18 protein-coding genes are annotated in these 19832 nt (G+C 70.6%); 11 read left to right on the top strand and 7 right to left on the bottom strand.

Going from position 1 to position 19832, the window contains the following annotated elements; translation table 11 throughout:
* Window positions 1-17 precede the first annotated feature (17 nt).
* Genes murJ through RN607_RS14035 form a run of 3 tightly spaced genes read right to left on the bottom strand, consistent with a single transcriptional unit; the run spans window position 18 to window position 4280 of the window.
* Window positions 18-1721 (bottom strand): murein biosynthesis integral membrane protein MurJ, encoded by a 1704-nt coding sequence (gene murJ / locus RN607_RS14045; protein ID WP_313543272.1) that lies wholly within the window; start codon window positions 1719-1721, stop codon window positions 18-20.
* Between the two features lies 1 nt (window position 1722).
* Entirely contained in the window at window positions 1723-3744 is a 2022-nt protein-coding gene (locus RN607_RS14040; protein ID WP_313543270.1) for a DUF6049 family protein, read from the bottom strand.
* A complete protein-coding gene (locus RN607_RS14035; protein WP_313498276.1) occupies window positions 3741-4280 on the bottom strand; it encodes an NUDIX hydrolase in 540 nt (179 codons plus the stop codon). Before RN607_RS14035 ends, RN607_RS14040 begins: the two co-directional genes overlap by 4 nt.
* 102 nt (window positions 4281-4382) lie before the next feature.
* On the opposite strand from RN607_RS14035, the gene RN607_RS14030 reads away from it, so the two are divergent.
* A complete protein-coding gene (locus tag RN607_RS14030) occupies window positions 4383-5849 on the top strand; it encodes a CCA tRNA nucleotidyltransferase (protein ID WP_313543268.1) in 1467 nt (488 codons plus the stop codon).
* A gap of 144 nt (window positions 5850-5993) precedes the next feature.
* On the top strand, window positions 5994-6542 hold the full coding sequence (locus RN607_RS14025) for a hypothetical protein (RefSeq protein ID WP_313543266.1): 549 nt from the start codon (window positions 5994-5996) through the stop codon (window positions 6540-6542).
* A gap of 135 nt (window positions 6543-6677) precedes the next feature.
* Here the strand turns inward: RN607_RS14025 and ald are convergent, their stop codons facing one another.
* Window positions 6678-7772, bottom strand: a complete 1095-nt coding sequence (gene ald / locus RN607_RS14020; RefSeq protein WP_313543264.1) for an alanine dehydrogenase — start codon at window positions 7770-7772, stop codon at window positions 6678-6680.
* Window positions 7773-7936: 164 nt separating this feature from the next.
* Between ald and RN607_RS14015 the strand changes: the two genes are divergently transcribed.
* On the top strand, window positions 7937-8470 hold the full coding sequence (locus tag RN607_RS14015; protein ID WP_313498266.1) for an Lrp/AsnC family transcriptional regulator: 534 nt from the start codon (window positions 7937-7939) through the stop codon (window positions 8468-8470).
* 46 nt (window positions 8471-8516) lie between these two features.
* Here the strand turns inward: RN607_RS14015 and RN607_RS14010 are convergent, their stop codons facing one another.
* Window positions 8517-9830: an MFS transporter gene (locus tag RN607_RS14010; protein ID WP_313543261.1), complete on the bottom strand. Its 1314-nt coding sequence runs from the start codon at window positions 9828-9830 to the stop codon at window positions 8517-8519.
* Window positions 9831-9870: 40 nt separating this feature from the next.
* On the opposite strand from RN607_RS14010, the gene RN607_RS14005 reads away from it, so the two are divergent.
* The 7 genes from RN607_RS14005 (at window position 9871) to RN607_RS13975 (ending at window position 15524) form a co-directional block, all read left to right on the top strand.
* On the top strand, window positions 9871-11247 hold the full coding sequence (locus RN607_RS14005) for an acyltransferase family protein (RefSeq protein WP_313543259.1): 1377 nt from the start codon (window positions 9871-9873) through the stop codon (window positions 11245-11247).
* A 19-nt stretch (window positions 11248-11266) separates the two neighbouring features.
* Window positions 11267-11962, top strand: coding sequence for a TetR/AcrR family transcriptional regulator (locus RN607_RS14000; RefSeq protein WP_313498257.1), 696 nt, complete (start codon window positions 11267-11269; stop codon window positions 11960-11962).
* A 133-nt stretch (window positions 11963-12095) separates the two neighbouring features.
* Entirely contained in the window at window positions 12096-12716 is a 621-nt protein-coding gene (locus RN607_RS13995) for a DUF805 domain-containing protein (RefSeq protein WP_313543257.1), read from the top strand.
* Between the two features lie 112 nt (window positions 12717-12828).
* Window positions 12829-13143, top strand: a complete 315-nt coding sequence (locus tag RN607_RS13990) for a hypothetical protein (RefSeq protein WP_313543256.1) — start codon at window positions 12829-12831, stop codon at window positions 13141-13143.
* A complete protein-coding gene (locus tag RN607_RS13985) occupies window positions 13136-14344 on the top strand; it encodes a hypothetical protein (RefSeq protein ID WP_313543254.1) in 1209 nt (402 codons plus the stop codon). The genes RN607_RS13990 and RN607_RS13985 overlap by 8 nt, the downstream gene beginning before the upstream one ends.
* 27 nt (window positions 14345-14371) lie before the next feature.
* Window positions 14372-15052 (top strand): SDR family oxidoreductase, encoded by a 681-nt coding sequence (locus RN607_RS13980; protein WP_313543252.1) that lies wholly within the window; start codon window positions 14372-14374, stop codon window positions 15050-15052.
* 208 nt (window positions 15053-15260) lie between these two features.
* Window positions 15261-15524, top strand: coding sequence for a DUF805 domain-containing protein (locus RN607_RS13975; protein WP_313543250.1), 264 nt, complete (start codon window positions 15261-15263; stop codon window positions 15522-15524).
* Window positions 15525-15678: 154 nt separating this feature from the next.
* On the opposite strand, the gene RN607_RS13970 is transcribed toward RN607_RS13975, so the two are convergent.
* Together RN607_RS13970 and RN607_RS13965 are read right to left on the bottom strand one after the other, a co-directional pair.
* Window positions 15679-16773, bottom strand: a complete 1095-nt coding sequence (locus RN607_RS13970) for an inositol-3-phosphate synthase (RefSeq protein WP_313498242.1) — start codon at window positions 16771-16773, stop codon at window positions 15679-15681.
* A gap of 13 nt (window positions 16774-16786) precedes the next feature.
* The gene (locus RN607_RS13965; RefSeq protein ID WP_313498240.1) at window positions 16787-17374 is read right to left on the bottom strand and encodes a PadR family transcriptional regulator; all 588 of its coding nucleotides are present in this window, start codon (window positions 17372-17374) and stop codon (window positions 16787-16789) included.
* A 173-nt stretch (window positions 17375-17547) separates the two neighbouring features.
* Between RN607_RS13965 and RN607_RS13960 the strand changes: the two genes are divergently transcribed.
* The gene (locus RN607_RS13960; RefSeq protein ID WP_313543248.1) at window positions 17548-19818 is read left to right on the top strand and encodes a transglycosylase domain-containing protein; all 2271 of its coding nucleotides are present in this window, start codon (window positions 17548-17550) and stop codon (window positions 19816-19818) included.
* The last annotated feature ends 14 nt before the right edge of the window (window positions 19819-19832 follow it).

The raw sequence follows: 19832 nt of genomic DNA, 5'->3' as shown, positions 1-19832 counted from the left end.
TGCCTTGCGAACTTTGTCTATCGTACGCGGCGAACCAGCCGCTTCACAGGCGAGAGGACCTGATCCAACTCCTGAACGTGCAGGAGCTTGAGTCCGATCCCGTACACGAGACCCATCGCCGCCACGATGCCGAGACCGGCGCCGGCCGCGACCATGAGACCGTCCCATCCGCTCAGCTGCGCGGTCGAGGGGACGAGGCGCATCAGGAGCACGCCGAGCACGATCGCGGGCAGCACGGCGATGGCAGACCGGCCGTAGACCGTCCCGATGCGTCGGCCGTCGAGGCGTCCGAGCCGGCGTCGCAGCGTGGAGGTGCGCAGCACGACGGCGACCACGTTCGAGGCGACCAGCCCAGCGGCGACGCCGACCGTCCACCACTGGGGATCCACGAGAAGTCGCGCGCCATAGGCGACCGCGATCCAGGTGATGGTCATGGGTATCTGCACCAGGAAGATCGACCGCGCGTCCTCGAGGACGAACAGCACACGCTTGACGAGCACCATCAGTCCGAGCGGGACGAGGCCGAGCGCCAGGGTCTGGAGCACGGGTGTCGTCGCGTCGACCGAGGCGGCCGACGCTGTGGGCACCAGGACGCGCACGGCGAGCGGACCGATCGTGACGAGCGTGGCGCTCGCCCAGATCGCGAAGACGCCGGTCAGGCGCGCTCCCCGTGAGATCTCCATGATCAGGCCAGGCGTGTCGCCGCGCGCCTGGGCTCGCGCCATGGAGGTGAACAGGGCCGTGAGGAGCGAGACGGTCACGAGCGAGTGGGGGACGATGTAGATCATCATCGCGTTGAAGTACGCGGCGTTTCCGGCGACCACCGCGTGGGAGCCCTGGGCGAACGTGTCGGCCGCTGCCATGACCCGCGTGGTGAGGAGCACGCCCAGCTGCTCGACGCCGACGGCGGCGAGGGCCCAGGTGACCACGGTGCGCAGCGTCGTCAGCTCGCCCCGTTCGCCACGCCAGCGCCACTGCCAGCGATAGCCGCCGCGCACCAGCGGGATGATCAGGATCAGCGCCTGGGCCGCGATGCCGATCGTGGCCACGCTGCCGAGCACGGCGATCCGCTCGGGGGTCCAGGCGGACATGGCGAGCGGCGGCGGAGGGTCGCCGATGCGTCCGAACATCGCGATGTACGCCGCGAAGCCCGCGATCGAGATCAGGTTCGAGAGCACGGGGGACCACATGAAGGGTCCGAACTGCCCTCGCGCGTTGAGGATCTCGCCGAGCAGGGTGTAGAGCCCGTAGAACGTAAGCTGCGGGATGATCCAGTACGCCAGGCCGGTGGCGAGCGCCAGCTGGTCGGAGCTCCAGTGCGACGAGTACAGGCGCACCATGATCGGGGCCGCCACCGTGAACGCGACGCCCGCGACGACGGACGCCGTGGCACCGATGGTGAGGATCCTGTCCACGATGCGCTTGCCGTTCGGCTGCTGGAAGGCGCGCACGATCTGGGGCACCAGCGCGGAGTTGAGCACACCGGCCGCGAGCAGCGCGTACAGCGTGTTCGGAAGCTTGTTCGCGAGGTCGTATGCGTCAGCGGCCGCGCCCGTCAGCCCGACGGCGGCCACCAGCATCGCTCCGCGCACGAGCCCGAGCACCCGCGACACCAGCGTGCCGGACGCCATGATGGCGGTGGATCGGCCCAGCTGCCGGCTGCTCATGCGCTGCCCGGTCGGTGGAACCGCGGGTGCGTCGTCCGGCTCGGGTGAGGTCACGTCAGGCATTGTCGCGCGGCTCGCCGCCGATCGCGTCCTCATCCACAGGTGCGGCGGGATCGGCGTCGTCGCTCGGCTCGTCGTCCTCGGGAGCGCCGGACGCCGAGTCCGAGGCGTCGGACACCATCGACCCATCGGGCAGCGACGTGAACTCGTCCGGGCTCAGGCGCGTGTCGCGCCGTCCGCGGCGAACCGTCCTGATCACGCCCGCGATGAGCAGGAGGGCCAGCAGGATCGAGAACACGAGCGTGGCGGCGTTGCCCCAGTCGGCGCGCACGCGCACCGTGAGGGTCTGCGGCGCCGACAGGTTCTCGCCGGTCTCCGCGCGCAGCACCACCCGCACCTTCACGTTCGCGGTGGACACGGCGCTCACAGGGATCTGCACCACCGTCTCGCCGCCTGCCGGGATGGTGACGGTCGGCTGCCCTGTGATCCGCAGGTTCGGCGAACCCGTGGTGGCGCTCACGACGACGGTCACGTCCTGGTCCACGAGGTTGCGCACCGTGATCGGCAGCGCGCCCTTGGCGGCGATCAGGTTGAGCTCGGCGGAGGTCGCGATGGAGAGTCCGTCGATGGCGTCATGCGCGGTGTCCACCGCGCCGGCGATGAGCGCCGCGCGCGTGCCGGTGTTCGCCCGGGACTGGAGCGACGCGGCGGTCAGGAGCTGTGAGGCGTACTCCTGGAGCGACGCGGTCGGGTCCGCCGACGAGGCTGCGATCAGCTGCACCCCGGACAGCGCGTCGTCCAGCTGAGCGATCGCGTCGGTCGGCAGGTCGTCCTCCGTGCCCGTGGAAGCGCTCGCTGCCGACGCCGAGGGGCGGTCGGGTGCGGAGAGCGCAGCGGACAGCGGCACCGCCTCCACCCAGGGAGCGTTCAGGAGGGCCCGGAGCGGCATCGACGCGTCGGTGTCCGACAGCACCCACGACTGTCCGGGAGACACGACCAGGGGAGTGTCGCGGCCTGCGAGCGCGGACACCGCGGCCTCGGCGACGAGTCGGCTGGCCGCCGCCGCCGTTCCGGGGCGGTACGTGGCGAGCACGGTGCTGAGCGTCTCGTCGGGCCTGATCACGGCGATGGAGCCGTCGCCCGCCGGAACGTCGACCACGGAGGCGTCGTCTCCACCCGTCACTCCCTGCAGATCGAACCGGCGGTCGAGGATCACCGCCGCAGCCCCGGCGCCGGCCGCTGCGTCGAGCGTGGCCTGGTCCGCGACGGCGACAGGCACGATCAGCGGTGCGGTGCGCATGACGGCGGCCGCGGCGTCGTTGGCGGCCCCGACCGCGTAGTCGACGAGCGCAGCACCGTCGTCGCGTGCCATCGACGTCAGATCGAGGCTGCCGGCCGGCACGCGGTAGATCTCGTGCGACGCGACGGCCTGCGCGTCGTTGACCGTCGGGTCCACCAGATAGGCGACCTCCGCCAGGGGCGCGGCGGCGGTCACGGCCGCGGCGCGTGCGGAGGTCCCGGTCGCGGTCGCGACGGCGGCCACCTGCAACGTGGGGAGGTCGACAGGCGCCCACGTGACCACCATCGCGTCGACGCTGACGGCTCCGTCCGCGCCCACCACCGTGACCGTGACTCCGTACACGCCGGCGGCGTCCGCCGGGAGGTCGAGCGTGGTGGCGTCGGCCGCGAGGGTGAGCGTGAGGTCGTCATGGCCGGCGAGCCCGACCGTGCCTCCCAGCGAGGACTCCACGACGGTGTGACGGCCGTACGACTCGGGCGAGTCGAGGAAGTCGGCGATCTGCTCATGGCTCGTCAACGGCGCATCGGTCACCCGAAGATGCACCTGGCTTCCGGTGACCGCGTCGTCCGCGTCGTTGACGATGTCCGCGGTCACCCGCAGCGTGGACGCCGCCGTCAGCACAGTGGGAGTGGCCGTCGTGATCGACCCGGTGATCTGAGGCGCCGCCGCAGAGGCGAGCGCCACCTGTGCCCCGGACGCGCCCAGAGCCGCGGCGGGCGCGACCGCCAGCGCCCCTGCCAGCATCAGCGCGAGCAGCGGGCGCAGCCGACGGATCACGTGGGAGCCAGCAGGGTCACGGCGACCTGCGCCATCTTCCGCTCGTTGGGGAAGGCGAGCCGCTGGACCAGGCGCGACAGGGGGACCCACTCGGCGACCTCGGCCTCGTGGTCGGGGTCGTTGTCGGTCGTGATCGACCCGCCTCGCGCCTCGAGCAGGTAGTGGTGCACCGTCTTGTGGACGCGCCGGTCGTCGCCGGTGAACCAGTAGTCGATGACGCCGATCGGCTGGATGATCTCGGCGGTGATGCCGGTCTCCTCCGCCACCTCGCGCACCGCCGCGATCTCCGGCGTCTCACCCTGCTCGATATGCCCCTTGGGAAGGCACCATTCGAGGCGCCCCGCCCTGTTGCGGCGGCCGATGCACGCGGCGTACGCGACGCCGTCCTCGACCCGGATCGCGATGCCTCCGGCGGAGACCTCGTTGCTCACGGGCAGGTGCATCGCCCTCGCCCCGCCGTCGCGTCGACGCCGCACCGACGACCCCGTGGGGGGCATCGGCGCCGGTCGCGGGCGCGGGCTGGACGGCAGAGGCATGCCGAAATCCTAACCGGGGTGTGCTCCGTCGCCGTGTCTCCCGCACGGGCGAGGACCGCCTCCGCGAGGGACCGGGACCTCCGATCTGGGATGCTTGACGGCATGACCCGTCGACCTTCCGTGCCTGATCGCGTGCCTCTGGACGTCCTGCGCCGCAGGGCGGACGGACTGTGGGCGGCGCTTCCGGCCGAGGTCTCCGAGCTGGGGACGCTCTTCGCGGAGTCGGGTCACGATCTGGCGCTCGTCGGCGGACCGGTGCGCGATGCCTTCCTGGGACGCTCCAGCGCGGACCTGGACTTCGCCACCAGCGCGTCGCCTGACGAGACGGAGCGGATCCTCAAGCGATGGACGTCGGCGACGTGGGACATGGGCCGCGCGTTCGGCACGATCGGCGGTCGGCGCGGCGGGGTGGTGGCGGAGATCACCACGTATCGGGCCGACGAGTACGACGGCGCCACCCGCAAGCCGACCGTCTCCTTCGGCGACTCGCTCGAAGGCGACCTGGCGCGCCGCGACTTCACCGTCAACGCGATGGCGGTGTCCCTGCCCTCGCTGGAGTTCGTCGATCCGTTCGGTGGTCTCGAGGACCTCGCCGGCGGCCTGCTGCGCACGCCCATCGAGCCTGCGGTGTCGTTCGGCGACGATCCGCTGCGGATGATGCGTGGCGCCCGCTTCGCGTCGCAGCTGGGCTTCGACATCGAGCCTGCGACCTTCGCGGCCATGCACGAGATGGCGGGCCGCATCGAGATCGTCAGCGCGGAGCGGGTGCGGGACGAGCTCACCAAGCTGCTCCTGGGGGCGGACGTCCGCGCCGGGCTCACCGCGCTGGTGGACTCGGGCATCGCGGACGTGATCCTGCCGGAGCTGCCTGCGCTCAAGCTCGAGGTCGATGAGCACCACCATCACAAGGACGTGTACGAGCACACCCTGACCGTCGTCGACCAGGCGATCGATCTGGAGACGGACGAGGACGGGCCGGTGCCTGGTCCCGACCTGGTGCTGCGCCTCGCGGCCCTGCTGCACGACGTCGGCAAGCCTCCGACCAAGCGCAACGAGCCGGGTGGCGCGGTCAGCTTCCATCACCATGAGATCGTGGGCGCGAAGATGACCACGCGGCGGCTGAAGGCCCTCCGGTTCGACAAGGAGACCACCAAGGCCGTCAACCTGCTCGTGTCCCTGCACCTGAGGTTCCATGGCTATGCGGACGCGCGCTGGTCGGATTCGGCGGTGCGCCGCTACGTCACCGATGCCGGCGACCAGCTCGAGCGGCTGCACCGCCTCACGCGTGCCGACGTGACCACGCGGAACCGCCGCAAGGCCGACCGCCTCTCGTTCGCCTACGACGACCTGGAGCAGCGGATCGCCGAGCTGCGCGAGCAGGAGGAGATCGACTCGATCCGCCCCGATCTGGACGGCACGCAGATCATGGAGCTCCTGGGGATCAAGCCCGGCCGCGAGGTCGGGGAGGCGTACAAGCACCTGCTCGAGCTGCGGATGGAGCACGGCCCGCTGGGCACCGACCGGGCGGAGGCCGAGCTTCGCCGATGGTGGGCGGCGCGGTCCTCGTAGGCCCGGAGTCGTCCACCGGCACGGCGTTGCGGAGGCTCATGGAACGACCCTGAGCACGCTGGCGCTGCCGCACCGCTATGGTGGCGGACGACGGTGCACCGATGACCGACGCCGTGGGCCGGGGGGCCGACGAAGGGGGATGCGATGGGTTGGTGGATAGTGCTGGCGCCGGCCTGGCCGGGTGGGATCTGGGCGATCGTCGCCGGCGTCCGTTGGTGGGTGGCGCCCGCGAGGCGGGGTGAGCTCGTGAGCAGGTACAGGCTCAGGACCGTCACGTGGCTGATCGTGACCCCGCCGTTGCTGGCGCTGGGAGCGCTGATGCTGGTCGCCGCACAGTTCGGCGGGATCTCGGTCTCACCGTATGTGATGGCTGTCGCATGCATCGCGGTGCTGGTCGCCGCCCCTCGGGTCGTGAGCAGCGGATCGATCCCGGCCGCATGGGTGATGGTCGTCGTGGCCTGCGGGGCGACGCTGGTGACGGTGGGGCCCAGCCTCCTGTCGGCGATCTCGCACCTCGACTGGCTGCTCGACGTCCTGCGCACCTCCGCGTTCGGCGTGCCGACGCTCGTCGGCGGGATCGTGAACGCCTTCTTCGCCCTGGGGAAGGCCCGCGCCGCACAAGGCGTGCGGACGGACGCGGGGCCGGCGGCGGGGACGGGGCCGTCCGACGAGATCCCTGCGCCGCTGTCCTGAGACGACGAGGCGGGCCCCTGTGGAGCAGGAGCCCGCCTCGCGTGAACGGCCTGGAGAAAAACGAAGAGGCGGCCGTGCGGGCCCGGAGGCCCTCTCCGTGCGCCGCCGGACGTGCGACGCGCGGACGTGGGGGTGTCAGACCGCGGCGGGCAGCTGCGGGAAGATCTCGGCGACGGGGCCGTGGACGATCTTGCCGCCGACGGTGGCGAGGCCGCGGGCGAGCGCCGGGTCCTTGGCGGTGGCGACCTCCCAGCCGTCGTTCGCGAGGCGGACGGCGTAGGGCAGGGTCGCGTTGGTCAGCGCGAGCGTCGAGGTGTTGCCGACGGCTCCGGGCATGTTGGCCACGCAGTAGAAGGTGGAGCTCTCGACCTCGAAGGTCGGCTCGGCGTGGGTGGTGGCGTGGGAGTCCTCGAAGCAGCCGCCCTGGTCGATCGCGATGTCGACGAGCACCGAGCCCGGCTTCATCCGCGCCACGAGGTCGTGGGAGACGAGCTTGGGGGCCTTGTCCCCGGCGACGAGCACGGCCCCGATGACGAGGTCCGCCTCGAGGCACGCCCGCTCCACCTCGTAGGCGGACGACACGACGGTCTTGATGCGGCCGGCGTAGAGCGCGTCGAGGTGGCGAAGGCGGGGGACGGAGAGGTCCAGCACGGTGACGTCGGCGCCCATGCCGACGGCCTGGGAGATGGCGTTCTGACCGGACATGCCGGCGCCGAGCACCGCGACCTTGGCGGGACGCACGCCCGGCACGCCGCCCAGCAGCACGCCGCGTCCGCCGGACGACGACTGGAGGTTGAAGGCTCCGACCATGGTGGCCATGCGTCCCGCGACCTCGGACATCGGGGCGAGCAGCGGGAGCGACCCGTCAGTCAGCTCGACGGTCTCGTAGGCGATCGCGGTGGTGCCGGCGGCGACGAGGGCGGAGGTGAGCGCCTCGTCGGCGGCGAGGTGAAGGTAGGTGAAGAGGAGCATGTCCTCGCGCAGGTACCGGTACTCGGAGGCGATGGGCTCCTTGACCTTGAGGACCATGGGCTGAGCCCAGGCCTCGTCGACGGTGCCGAGCGTGGCGCCGGCGGTGACGTACTCGTCGTCGGTGAAGGCGCTGCCGAGCCCTGCGCCGGACTCGATGGTCACGGAGTGGCCGTGCTTGACGAGCTCGTGAACGCCCGCGGGCGTGATCGCCACGCGCTTCTCGTTGTTCTTGATCTCTGCGGGGATTCCGACGTGCATGGTCCCTCTCCTTCGCCTTCGTGCTCTGAGCGGCAGGAGGCTCGGGGGGTCCGGGTCGCCTGACGCGGTCACTGGGTGACTCCCTTCAATTGTCGAAGATCCTCCGGTCCACGCAAGGAATCGTGAATACAATCGCCGAATCAGCGACAAGATCTGGAGAATCTGTGAACGAACGCATCATCGGGCCCTCCCGGCCGTCGAATCTTCGGCTGGACGAGCTGGACGAGCAGATCCTGTGGGAGCTCTCGCGGGACGCGCGCCTGTCCAACACCGCGCTCGCCGCCAGGGTCCACGTCTCGCCGTCCACCACCCACGCGAGGGTCAAGGCGCTGAAGGACGCGGGGGTCATCCGTTCCTCCCATGTGGAGCTGGACTATGAGGCGCTCGGGATGCCGGTGCAGGGCCTGGTCTCCGTGAAGCTCCAGGCGCAGGCCCGCCCGCAGATCAAGACGTACGCCCGCAAGGTGGTGCGCCTGCCGAACGTCGTGTCCGTGTTCTTCGTGGGCGGCCAGGTGGACTTCCTCATCCACATCGTCTGCACGTCCACCGGACAGCTGCGGGACTTCGTGGCCAGCTACATCTCGATGGATCCTGTCGTCGCGTCGACGGAGACGAACATCGTGTTCGAGCATCTGATCGGCGCAGAGCACCACGGGACGACGGGCGGGCTCGCCGCCATGCGCAAGCCCTTCGAGTAGGCGGGTGCCGGGGACGACCCGGGACGCGGTCGACGCAGGCGGTCGCTCAGCCGACGATCGTCGCGGCCGTCGGCACGGGGTTGGGGGTGCGAGGGCTGCGCGCGTAGGCCAGACCCACCGCGACATACGCCCCGGCGATCCCGATCATGACGGCCCGCGACCAGCCGGAGTCGGGCAGCACCAGGGCACCGATCGCGGCCGCGGACATGAAGGCCACGTTGTAGGCCATGTCGTACAGCGTGAAGGCCCGGCCGCGCACGTGATCCGCGGTGTCACGCTGGACGATGGTGTCGACGGCGATCTTGCCGCCCTGAACGGCGAAGCTGACGATGACGGCGGCGGCGAGCAGGGCCCACGGGTACGGACCGATGGCGAGCAGCGCCTGACCGACGGCGCCCACTCCGAGGCACATGAGGATCCATCGGTCCCGTGGAATGCGGTCGCCCAGCGCCGGAGTGAGGACTGCGGCCAGCCCGAAGCCGACCGCCGCGAACCCGAGCACCACGGAGAACGCGCCCAGGCCCGCTGCGGCGTCGGTGGGATCAGCGAGCACCTGCCGCGACGCGAGGATCGCGGCCACGAACATGAGCCCGTAGAGCAGCCGCTGTGCCGACATCACTCCCAGCGCATGCCAGGGCGTGCGCCGGGCGCGCAGGTACCGCTCGCCCTCGAGCAGCTCGGCGGTGAGCGCGCGCAGCTGCTCGGCGAGCTGAAGGTGCTCCAGCGGATGAACCGGTCCCAGCTCGGTGCGGCCGATCCGGGTCGCCGCGGACGACGACGCGCCGAACAGCGCGGCGGCGCCGAGCAGGGCGGTGATCGCCAACGAGCTGTCGGTCACGCTCGGAACGACGAAGGTGGCGACCGCGCCGATCGCGCCGCCGGCCGAGGCGGCGATCGTGCCGAGCGTGGGGAGCACCGCGTTCGCTGCGAGCAGCTGGTGCGGCGGCACCACCTGCGGCAGGCCTGCGGTCATCGCGGCGAGCAGGAAGCGGTTGACCGACAGCGTCACGAGCGCGCTTCCGTACAGCGCCCAGGACGGCGCGTCGGCGAGCACCAGCGCCACGATCCCGGCGGCGAGCACCAGCCGAACGAGGTTCCCGAAGAGCACGATGCGCTGCCGGTGCCACCGGTCGATCAGCGGTCCGACGAACGGTCCGACGAACGTGAACGGCGCCAGCAGTACAGCGAAGCCCACGGCGATCTGCGCGGGGGTCGTGGCATGGGTCGGGTCGAAGAAGAAGGCGGTGGCGATCCCCACCTGGAACATCCCGTCGCCCACCTGCGAGAGCAGGCGCGCCCAGGTCAGCCTGCGGAAGCCCCTCGACTCCCACAGCGCGCCGAGGTCGGCCTTGAGGGACATGTGCCCAGCGTAGAGGCAGGGTGGCGGCTAGCATCGCGCCATGGGGTCACGGGTGGGTCTGGGGGAGATGGTCGACGCGACTCCTGCGTCGAGGGACAGGTATGCGGACCTGCTGAGGGTCGGGTCGCTGCTGGGGGTGATGCTCGGCCACTTCTTCATGGCGGCGGTGACGATGGACCATGCGACGGGCACGATCGCGGTGGCGAACGTGCTGGACACGCAGGCGTGGGCGCGTCCGCTGACGCTCGTGCTCCAGGTCATGCCGGTGTTCTTCGTGGTGGGCGGCTTCGCGCACTCGACGTCGTGGCGGAGCACGCGGGCACGGGGAGGCGGGTACGCCGACTTCGTGCGCTCGCGCATCCTTCGGCTGCTCCGGCCGACCATGCTGTTCGTGGCCGTGTGGCTGCTCGTGGCGCTCGTGATCGAGCGGGTCGCGAACGATGAGACGGTGACCGGCCCGGTCCTGCAGGTCGCCGGTCAGCTGCTGTGGTTCCTCGGCATCTATCTGATCGCGGTCGGCTTCGCGCCCGCGTTGCTGACGGCGCACGAGCGGTGGGGCTGGAGGGTGCTTGTCGCGCTGGTGACGGCCGTCGTGCTCGTGGACCTGCTGCGTCTGGCGGCGGGCGTGGACGGCGTGAAGTGGCTGAACTTCGCCCTGGTCTGGCTGGCCGTGCACCAGCTGGGCTTCTTCTATGCCGACGGCGTGGCCGACCGGTTCGGTGCGCGCCGTCTCGGCTGGACGATGCTGGGCGGGGGCGTCGTCGTCCTCGCTCTCCTCGTCACGCTGGGGCCGTACTCGACGACCATGGTGTCGTATGCGGGCGAACGGCTCTCCAACCTCGCGCCGCCGACGGTCGCGCTGCTGACCTTCGCGTGCGCGCAGGCGGGCGCGCTGCTCCTGCTGCGGGCGCCGGCGAACCGCTGGCTCGAGCGACGACGCGTGTGGTCGGCGGTCATCGTGGCCGGATCCGTCGCGATGACGGCCTTCCTCTGGCATCTCACCGCGTTGATCGCGGTGCACGGCGCGCTGTGGGTGCTCGGGGTGGATCTGACGGGCGATCCGTCCACGGCGTCGTTCTGGTGGGTGAAGCTGGCGATGCTGGTGCCGTTCCTGGCTGTCGTCGTCGTGCTTGTCGTCGCGTTCCGGTTCGGCGAGCGTCCGCCGCCTCGGGTACCGCCGGCAGGGCCCTCGCGCGGGCGTGCCGTGCTCGCGTCGGTGGCGGTCGCCTCGGGGATCGTCGGGCTGCTCGGATTCGCGGTGACCGGCTTCCGTGGTGCGGGCGGGTGGTACGTGGCGCACCTGGTGGGGGTGCCGATGACGGCATGGGCGGCGTTCGCGCTCGTGAACCTCGCCTTCGCCGCTGCCGAGACGGCGGTGCAGTTCAGGACGGTGCGGGCTTACCCTGAACGGAGTTGAACACGTTCAGGAGGTTCTCATGCCCACGCTCGACAGCACGACCCGCGACCGCATCGTGGAGGCCGCCACCGCGCTGATCCTCGAGAACGGGTACGAGCGCACCACCATGCGGGCCATCGCTGAGCGCGCCGAGGTGTCGCTCGGCAGCGCGTACTACTACTTCTCCGGCAAGGAGGACCTGGTCCAAGGCTTCTACCTGCGCATCGCGCGCGAGCACGCGGACCTGAGCCGCGCGCGGATGCAGGGCGAGCGTTCGTTCAAGACGCGGCTGGCGATCGTGCTCGACACCTACCTGGAGGTGTCCGGACGGTACCGTGCGGTCGCGGAGTCGCTCGTCAGCATGGCCGTGGTCCCCACCAGCCCCCTCAGCCCGTTCAGCGCCGAGTCCAAGCCTGCGCGCGAGACCTTCATCGCGCTGTACGAGGACGCGATCGAGGGCTCGGACCTCAAGACCGACGCGCGTCTGCGCCAGTCGCTGCCCGAGCTCCTGTGGCTCGTGCAGATGGTCGTGACGCTCGGATGGGTGCAGGACCTGTCGCCGGACGGAAGGGTGTCGCGGAAGATCGTGGGTCGCCTGGCGCCCACGCTCGCGCGGCTGATCCGCGCGGCCCGCCTCAAGCCGCTCGCACCGTTCGCGGCCGAAGCGATCGACGCCCTCGACGCCATCAAGGAGGCCAGGCAGGCTCGGCTGCGTGGGGTCGAGCAGTCGTCCTGACCCGCCAGGGGAGCGTGGCGCAGGCTCAGCATTCCGAGCGAAGTCCCTGGTGAATCCGCCGAAGGCCTGTTCCGCCGCGTCTCCCGCACGCTAGTGTGTGGGTGCCGGCGAGGCACGACGCAAGGGGGAGATCATGGGCTTCATCGAGGCCATCCGCACAGGCTTCACCAAGTACGCCGACTTCGGCGGGCGCGCCCGCCGGTCCGAGTACTGGTGGTGGTCGCTGTTCACGGGGCTCGTGAGCCTCGTGATGGGCATCGTGCTCGCCATCCTCATGACGATCGCCTTCGTCCCGGTCGTGTCCCAGGCGGACTCCGACGGGAACCTCCCGTCCGACGCGCTCGACGCCGGGTTCTGGGTGCCGATGGTGATCGGCTGGGGCATCTACACCGTGGTCCTGCTCGGCCTGCTCCTCCCGTCGCTCGCGGTCTTCGTGCGACGCATGCATGACACGGATCGCTCAGGGTGGTGGTACTGGATCTCGCTCGTGCCCGGCGGCGGCATCGTCCTGCTGGTCTTCGCGGTGCAGGACTCGACTCCTGGCGCAAACCGCTACGGACCGAACCCCAAGGGGATCGACGGCTCCTGGCCGCAGGCGCCACACGGCTATGCGGCGCCCGGCGCTCCCACCGGATACCAGGCAGCTGCTCCCGGCTACCTTCCTGCACCTCAGGCGGCGTTCCCGGCGCCTCCCGCACCACCGGTGGACGCCGACCAGTCGCCCGACGACCCGTTCGCGCAGCCGCCCCGCTGATCGGCAGGCTCCGCCCACAGGCCCCGTGCGCGTGGACGCTCTCCCCATGGGAACAGTCGACCGACGCGGGGCCGTCCCATGCCGCCTACGTTCGTGGCGAAGGGGGTGGCGGATGCCAGATCTGAAGGTCGACCAGGAGGCAGCCGCGCAGGCCGCGCAGGCGCTGCGCATGCTCGCGGCGGTGGACATCGAGGCGGACCCCGCCGCCGCCGCGGACGCGACGGGCGATCGCGCTCTCGCCGACGCGGCCGCCGTGGTCGGGGCCGATCACCGCCGGGCGGCCGCTGCCATCAGCGCCGATGCCCTGACCCTTGCGGAGCACGTCGACCAGGCCGCGGCGCAGCTGCTGAGCGCCGATGCCGTGGCGGCGGACGCGATCCAGCCCGCGCCGAGCGCCGCGCCCGCGCCGAGGCCAGCTGATGCGTGACGCCGGGGACCCGCTCCTCGCATGCGCGAACGCGCTCAGGGCGGAGGCGGACCGGTGGGATGCCGCGGCGTCCGGGTTGCATGCCGACGTCGGGATCGGACTCGCGGCGGACGAGCTCGAGGCCGCGCAGGAGGAGCTCGGGCGGGACGCGCGGGACCTGGCGCGGCTGCGAAGGGCCGTCGCGGACCAGCTGCAGGTGGCCGGGCATGCGCTGAGCAGCCTGCCGCCGACCCACGCCAGAACCCCGCTGCAGGAGGAGGTGGCGCACCGCACGCTGGCCCAGGCCGCCCGCGCACTCAGCGCCCTGGACCGGCCGCGCGCCCTGCACACGTCGCGACGGGCCACGCTTCCGCTGGTCGGTGCGGCAGCGTCGCTGCTGTGGACGCCGGCAGCGCTGTTCCTCGGCTGGCGACTGGGAACGGAGGTGTTCGCGCCATCGCCGACAGTCCAGCGGCTCCGGCCGGGAGGCCCCGAGGGATCGGACGCCGCGCAGGCGCGGCTCGACGCGGCACGGCCGCGTGACGTGGCCGACCTCATCTCCGCGTGCGCGCTCGTCGACGCGATGGGCCGAGACCAGCGCGCGGTGGTCGACGTCGCCCGCGTCACGCCTGCGAGCGGCGACGAGGTCTGGATCCTCACGCTGCCGTCGACGCAGGACTGGGTGGTGCCCCACGGAGACGCCCCTGCACCCAACGACCTGGACGCGATCCTGGACCTCGCGCTCATGCCGCAGGTCGCCTCGGCATACCGCGAAGGCGTCGAGGAGGCCGTGCGCCAGGCGGGCATACCCGCGGGAGCGCCCGTCCTCGTGGTCGGCTTCTCGTTGGGTGGCATGCTGGCCGCGGACCTTGCGAGGTCAGGGTTGGGCAACGTGTCCGTGGAGGCTCTCGTCGTGGCCGGCTCCCCGATCGACACGGCCGACGACCCGCCGGGGATGCCGGTCCTGTCGCTCGTGCACGACGGGGACACCGTCCCGGCCATGGACCTCGCGCCCGAGGGCGATGGACCGCTGCGCATCACGGTGACCGACTCCGTGCCGCCCGGAGCACAGGCCCACTCGGCGACCACCTACGCCGCGACGGCCCAAGCGCATGACGGAGATGGATCGCTCAGCGCGCCCTTCGCGCGCTTCCTCGCGACCGACGAGAGCACCCAGGTGGTCCATCAGCAGTTCCAGATCGTCGAGGCGAGCCGGGAATAGTGCGTGGTCCTGCCGCGTCGCACAAGCATGGGCCAGCTCTCCGCATCCTCACGAGTCGCGATCGTCGGCGGTGCCGGCAAGATCGGTCGCCTCCTCGTCGACCGGCTCGTCGAGCAGGGCACAGCAGCGGTGCCGCTCGCGCGCCGAGACGTCCAGCTGGAGGCGCTCGCGGTCGCGGGCGGTGATCCGCGTCGCCTCGACATCGAGCACGCAGGGGTCGACGACTTCGTGGCCGCCTTCGAAGGGTGCGACGCGGTCGTCTTCACCGCCGGCGGCGGCGCGGACGGCAACGCGGGACGCAAGCAGACGGTCGACCTCGGGGGCTCGCTCAAGTCGATCGCCGCAGCGGAGCTGTCAGGGATCCGACGGTTCGTGCAGGTGTCCGCCATCGGCGTCGACGCGCCCGCCGACGCGTCCCGCGGCGAGGCCTGGGTCGCGTACGTCGAGGCCAAGCGGGAGGCGGACAGCGCCCTGAGGGCGAGCGGGCTCGCGTGGACGATCCTGCGTCCCGGGCGCCTCACCGACGACGCGCCGACGGGCCTCGTGGAGCTCGGACCCGACGTGGGACCGGGAGCGATCCCCAGGGACGACGTCGCCGCGCTGATCGCCGCCTGCATCGCCGATCCTGCGACAGCGCTCCACCAATGGGAGGTCGTGGGAGGCACCACCTCGATCGAGGACGCGATCGTCGCGCACGCTCACCGGTGACGCGCGGCGGGCGCCCCCACGTCGCCTCGCCGCGCGCACGGCGGGTCGTGCCGCTAGCGTCGGGTCAGGCCCGCCACCGTGACGGCGCCGGAAGGGGAGATCCATGGACGGATACAAGGCGGCGCTCAGCAAGTACGCGCAGTTCAGCGGGCGTTCCAGGCGGGCCTAGTACTGGAGCTTCGCGCTGACGAACGCGCTGATCGAGATCGTGCTCTACGTCCTGCTGGTCACGCTCGGCATGTCGGACTCGAGCCTCACCGCGGTCGGCGTGATCCTGCTCGCGATCATCGCCATCTATGGGCTGTTCGTGCTGATCCCTTCGCTCGCGCTCGCCTGGCGGCGCTACCAGGACATCGGCTGGGGAGGCGCGCTGTCGATCGTCGGCTGGTTCGTGCCGCTGCTGACGTTCATCGTCGCGTTCATCCCTGGCAATCCCGGGCCCAACCAGTTCAGGCCGGATCCGAAGGGCTGATCGAGCCCTCGCCCGGCGGCGGTGCATGCGAGCGGACGGCGAGCTTGCACGTCCGCCGAGACCCCGCTGAATGCGACGAAGGCCGGGACCCCTCACGGGATCCCGGCCTTCGTGCCGTCAGGGCCGCGCGGCGCGCGCCGCTGACGGATGCTGCCTAGCGCTCCACGTCGCCGCGGACGAACGCCTCGAGCGCGGCGCGGCCCTCGGTGTCCTCCATCTGGATGGGCGGGGACTTCATGAAGTAGGTCGACGCCGAGGTGATCGGGCCGCCGATGCCGCGGTCCTTCGCGATCTTCGCGGCGCGGACCGCGTCGATGATGACGCCGGCCGAGTTGGGGGAGTCCCAGACCTCGAGCTTGTACTCCAGGTTCAGGGGCACCTCGCCGAAGGCCGAGCCCTCGAGGCGCACGTACGCCCACTTGCGGTCGTCGAGCCACTCGACGTAGTCCGACGGGCCGATGTGCACGTTGCGGTCGTACTTCTTGCCTGCGATCGGGCTGTCGTGAAGGTTCGAGGTGACGGCCTGCGTCTTCGAGACCTTCTTCGACTCGAGACGACGGCGCTCCAGCATGTTCTTGAAGTCCATGTTGCCGCCGACGTTGAGCTGGTAGGTGCGGTCCAGACGGACGCCGCGGTCCTCGAACAGCTTCGCGATCACGCGGTGCGTGATGGTGGCGCCCACCTGCGACTTGATGTCGTCGCCGACGATCGGGACGCCGGCGTCGGTGAACTTCTGCGCCCACTCCGGGTCGGACGCGATGAAGACGGGCAGGGCGTTGACGAACGCCACGCCCGCGTCGATCGCGCACTGCGCGTAGTACTTGGCGGCCTCCTCGGAGCCCACGGGCAGGTAGCACACGAGCACGTCGGCCTCGGAGTCCTTGAGGACCTGGACCACGTCGACGGGAGCGTCGTCCGACTCGACGATCGTCGCCCGGTAGTACTCGCCGAGGCCGTCGAGCGTGACGCCACGCGAGACCTGGATGTCCGTCTTGGGGACCTCGCAGATCTTGATGGTGTTGTTCTCGGACGAGTTCGTCGCCTCGATGAGCTCCTTGCCCACCTTGAGCGAGTCGACGTCGAACGCCGCCACGAACTCGATGTCGGAGACGTGGTAGTCGCCGAGCTGGACGTGCATGAGGCCGGGGACCTTCTCATCGGCAGGCGTGTTCTTGTAGAACTCGACTCCCTGGATCAGCGACGTGGCGCAGTTGCCGACGCCGACGATGGCAACCTTGAGCTTCGCCATTGGTTCTTCCCTTTCAGTCGTCCCCCGCTGACGCGGCGGATCCGTTCTCTTCTCCGCGCGTGGCGGAACGTTCGTTCTCGATGAGCTGGTCCAGCCATTCGACCTCGCGCTCGACGCGCTCGAGTCCATGGCGGTGCAGCTCGGAGGTGTAGGCGTCGGCACGCTCGCGCTGCCGGCGGCGCATCTCCTGGAGCTCCTCGAGCCGTTCGGAGAGCCGCATGCGGCGGCCCTCGAGAATCCTGAGCCGGGTCGCCGAGTCGGTCTGGCCGAACAGCGAGAAGCGCAGGTCGAAGGAGTCGTCGTCGTAGGCGTGGGCGCCGGCCGACGCGAGCTCGTCCTCGAAGCGGGCGCGGCCCTGGGTCGTGAGGGCGTAGGCGATGCGCGACCGACGCGACCCCGTGGCGACCGCGTCGTCCTCGCCGACGTTCTCGATGAGCCCGGACTCGAGCATGCGCTTGAGGGCCGGGTACAGCGATCCGTAGCTGAGGGCGCGGAACGGGCCCAGCTGCGAGCCGAGCCGCTTGCGGATCTGGTAGCCGTGAAGCGGCTGCTCCGCGAGCATCCCGAGGATGCCGAGGGTGAGCACGTCGGTCTTGGCCATCGTTCTCCTTCTCGGTGCTCGGGCGGTCGAGCCGCGTTCGCCCCAGTGCAGGCGGCGCGATGTATCGACGCGATATGTAGCACCAAGTTGTATCGCATCGATACATCGCGCGCAACCTCGCCACGCCTGTGAGTACGGGAACCTGTGCGGCGCCCCGTTCGTAGACTGACTCCGTGAGCGATGATCCGAAGGCCCCTCGTCGGCAGTCCGTCCGCCCGACCTCCGCCGGTCAGGCCGCTGGGCCGCGCCCCACGCGCCAGACGACCGGCGTGACCAGGGCGTCCACCGGCGCGTCGTCGGCATCCGTGAGCACCAAGGGCGCAGGCAAGGGGTCCGGCGACGGCAAGCCGCCGAAGGCGCCCTGGAAGGTCTGGGGCAAGCGCATCGGCATCGGCGTCGTCGTCACCGGTCTGGTGCTGTTCACCGCCGCGGCGATCGGGCTCTTCGTCAAGTATCAGAGCCTCACGGTGCCCCAGCCCGACCAGTTCGCGCTCTTCCAGTCGTCCACGGTGTACTACTCCGACGGTGTCACCCCCATGGGCGCCCTGGGTCAGGCGAACCGCGAGATCATCACCTACGAGGAGATGCCGCAGTCCATCAAGGACGCGATCGTCGCCTCCGAGGACCGCACGTTCTGGACCAACAAGGGCGTCGACCTCATGGGCACTGCCCGCGCGCTCTACAAGACGGTCATCAAGGGTGAGAAGCAGGGTGGATCCACGATCACCCAGCAGTATGTCGAGCGCTACTACTCGGGCAAGACCGTCACCGACATCCCCGGCAAGATCGAGGAGGCGCTCATGGCTCTCAAGGTGAGCCAGGAGCAGTCCAAGTCGGAGGTGCTCGCCAACTACCTCAACACCATCTACTTCGGCCGCGGCGCGTACGGGATCCAGGCTGCCGCGCAGGCGTACTACGGCAAGGATGCCGCCGATCTCACGGTGTCGGAGTCGGCGATGCTCGTCGGCATCGTCCCCGCGCCGTCCGCGTGGGACCCGCGCAACAACGCGACCAAGGCGGAGGAGCGCTGGAACCACGTGCTCGACGCGATGGTGGCCACGGGCGCGCTCTCCCAGGAGGAGCGGGACGCGCAGGTGTTCCCTGACGTCATCGAGTACACGAACGACAACGTGTACGCGGGACCCACGGGATACCTGATCCGGGAGGCGCTCGACGAGGTGATCGCCACCGGGCTCTACACGCAGGAGGAGATCGAGACCTCCGGGCTGTCGATCATCACCACGATCAACAAGACCGACCAGGACTCCGTCGAGGCCGCCGTCGCGGCCATGCCTTCCGACCACTCGGACCACCTTCGGGTGGCGGCCGTCACGGTCGCGGCGGATACCGGAGCCATCACGTCGATGTACGGGGGCGCCGACTACCTCACGATCCAGCGCAACGCCGTGACCCAGGACATCGCACAGGCGGGATCGACCTTCAAGCCGTTCGCGCTCATCACCGCGCTCTCGCAGGGGATCGGCCTCGGCACCCAGTACCTGGCGAACAACAACATGACGCTCGACGGCTACGACAACCCGGTCCGCAACTTCGGCGGCGTCAGCTACGGCGTCATCGACCTCGTCAAGGCCACGCAGAACTCGGTCAACACCGCCTTCGTGCAGCTCACGAACGACGTAGGCCCCGAGAACGTGATGAACACGGCCATCACCGCAGGCGTGCCCGCGGACACCACCGACCTCAACGCCAACCCTTCGATCGTGCTCGGCGCGGCAGCCCCGCACCCGATCGACATGGCCAACGCCTACGCGACCATCGCCTCCGGCGGGGTGCGCACCGAGGCGTACATGGTGGAGACCGTGAACGACGCGACGGGCGCCCCCGTCTACCAGCACGAGGTCGTGCAGAACCGGGTCTTCGACGCCAACGTCATCGCCGACACCACCTACGCGATGCAGCAGGTGGTCAAGTACGGCTCCGGCAAGACCGCCAGCTCGCTCGGTCGTGACATCGCAGGAAAGACGGGAACCTCGAACGACAACAAGTCGGCGTGGTTCATCGGCTTCACGCCCCAGATCGTCGGCGCCGTCGCGCTCTACCAGGTCGGTGACGACGGCTCGGTCGAGCAGATCGACACGTTCGGCGGCTACAAGCAGATCACCGGCTCCACGGTGCCGTGCGACATCTGGACCGCCATGATGGGCCCCATCCTCGACGAGTACCCGGCCGAGGCATTCCCCGCGCGCGCCAACGTGGGCACCGACCGGCTCCTGGAGCCGACGGCCTCACCCACCCCGTCGGCGACGCCGACGCCCGAGGTGACGACCACCGCACCGGAGCCCTCGCCCAGCGACACGACGACCGCACCGACACCGGCGCCGACCAAGACGACGACCGCGCCGTCGCCCTCGCCGAGCCAGACCACGACCGCGCCCGCGGCCGCCGCCGCAGGCGCGGCTGGAAAGACGATCACCGCTCCCTAGCCTCGCTGACGCAC

The organism is Demequina capsici, from assembly GCF_032102965.1.
In the GTDB taxonomy this organism is placed as follows: domain Bacteria; phylum Actinomycetota; class Actinomycetes; order Actinomycetales; family Demequinaceae; genus Demequina; species Demequina capsici.
The sequence above is the reverse complement of the archived record's forward strand: the minus strand, read 5'-3'. Positions and strand labels throughout refer to the sequence as shown.